We start from the raw sequence: 2201 nt of genomic DNA on the forward strand, positions 1-2201 counted from the left end.
CGTCCTTTTTGGACGGGCGGGACGCCCATCCCACAATAACAATTAAAATTGTAAGTTATTTAATTCGCGATCCTAAAAACCTGTATCCGATGAAACTTGCCCCCCGAATTTATCCGTGGGGTCGCCTCTAAAATCTAAAATCTAAAATCTAAAATCGATTGACTCCCACTCCTCTCGAAGTTCGGACTCGAATGTCAATTATTGCGTCAAATTAATTGCATGAAGTTGAAAGAATGGATCGATCATCTCAAACAAAATCACCTGATCGGGCTGCGGCAATATGTATTCACAAATCCTCCCTGGATGACAGGGGCATTAGTAGGTATAATGTCTGTAGCCATGCTGCAATTGGGAATGTGGAAACCCCTTGAATATTTGGGATACAAAATGCTATTTCAAATTCGAGAATCGGGAATTTTGCCAAATCCCGGATGGGATTCTAGAATTGCGGTAATTGCGATCGAACCGCATTCCTTGCAGGAATACGGTCAATTTCCTTGGCCCCGCAACCGCTACGCCCAACTGCTAGAAGCACTGAAAAAATCTCCCCCTACAGCAGTTGGTTTTGACATTCTTTTCCTCGATCCAAGTCCGAAAGATGATATTTTAGCCGCTGCAATCGCCGCCAACGGCAAAGTTGTACTCGCTAGAACCACCAAAGAAGAACCCCTAGCATCTTTAATAGCAGCCGCCGCAGGTGTCGGCCACATCGGCCAGGAACCCGATAGCGACGGTATTAGCCGCGAGTCAAAAATCTTTCTCAACGGGATTCCTAATTTCGGTTTAGCAATGATTCACAGGTACAATGCTGCTAATCCCCAAGATCCAGTATTGCTCCCACAGTCCAAAAATAAGCAGGAAAAAAAAGTCTGGGTTAACTGGCCGGGGAAAACAGAAAATCTACCTACCTATGCTTTTGTTGATGTCGTAGAAGGTAGAATTCCCGCAGATGCTCTGACTAATAAGTTAGTTTTAGTGGGCATAGTTGCTACCGGTTTAGACCCGATATCTTCACCTCTAAACAAGACTACGGCTGGGGTTTATTTATATGCAGCGTTGGTTGACAATTTGCTCAATCAACGCTTGCTACGGCGACTGCCGGTACTCGTAGAAATTTTGTTATTGTTGGGGATTGGGTCGCTTACTGCCTTGGTTCTGGGCAACCGAGGCGTTAAGGAGAGAATTGCGATCGCTCTCGGTTTGCCTATAATTTGGATTGGGGCTGGTGCTTTGTTATTTGGCTTCTTTTTTTGGTGGGTTCCGATTGCCGCACCTATCGGCACCCTCATTTTATCTGGCACTGCTTTGCAACTGCGGGAACAGTACGAAAAGCAGCAGTTGATGAGGTTATTTGAAAAGCACGTCGCTCCAGAGACAGCTCAACTTATTTGGGAACGCAAAGCGGAGATATTTGAACAGGGAGAACTGGAACCTCAAGAACTTACAGCCACGGTGCTGTTTATGGATATTCGGAGTTTTACTTCCATTTCAGAAAAAATGCCGCCGCGAGATTTACTCACCTGGTTGAACAATTATTTGGAAGCGATGACTAACTGTATTATGGATCACGGCGGCGTTGTAGATAAATACATCGGTGATGCAATTATGGCAGTTTTTGGAGTGCCTTTTTGCCATACCGAATATCGAGAAATTCAACAAGATGCTTTGAATGCAGTTGCGGCTTGTATTGCGATGCACGAACGGCTGCACCAACTTAATCAGCAGCTTAGAATTGAACACAAACCTTTAATTAAGTTTGGCATCGGTTTGCATACCGGACAGTTAGTTGCTGGCAGCGTGGGCGGTTCCCGGCGTTTGAATTATTCTGTGATCGGCGATGCTGTCAACGTTGCTGCTAGATTGGAGGCGATGAATAAGGAAATTGTTTCTGACAGTCCTTTTAATTTGTTGGTGACGGCGAGGACTTTTGCTTATGTGCGCGATCGCTACGAAGGCCAAAAAGTAGGCTCGATTCAATTGCGCGGCAAAAAAGAAGAGACTGTGGTTTATGCTATTTTGGGCGAAAAGCATTAGTCATCGGGCATGGGGCATGGGGCATTAGTTGTGATATTATGTCCTGTTAATTAGGCCCAATTACTTCATACTGGGGAATTAAAATATTGGTTGTAGATACTGTCTTGACCTGTCAAGGGGTCGCGAGTAAATAATTGGGGTCGAAAGGCTTTTGGGACTTTAAAATC

Annotated in this window: 1 protein-coding gene; it reads left to right on the forward strand. The window is 44.9% G+C overall.

Annotated elements, in window-relative coordinates:
- Positions 1-219: 219 nt before the first annotated feature.
- Positions 220-2034 carry an adenylate/guanylate cyclase domain-containing protein gene (locus tag QT992_RS33280; protein ID WP_333321051.1) on the forward strand — a complete coding sequence of 605 codons (1815 nt, stop codon included), beginning with the start codon at positions 220-222 and terminating at the stop codon, positions 2032-2034.
- The last annotated feature ends 167 nt before the right edge of the window (positions 2035-2201 follow it).

The organism is Microcoleus sp. T3_D1 (assembly GCF_036700405.1).
Lineage (GTDB): Bacteria > Cyanobacteriota > Cyanobacteriia > Cyanobacteriales > Microcoleaceae > Microcoleus.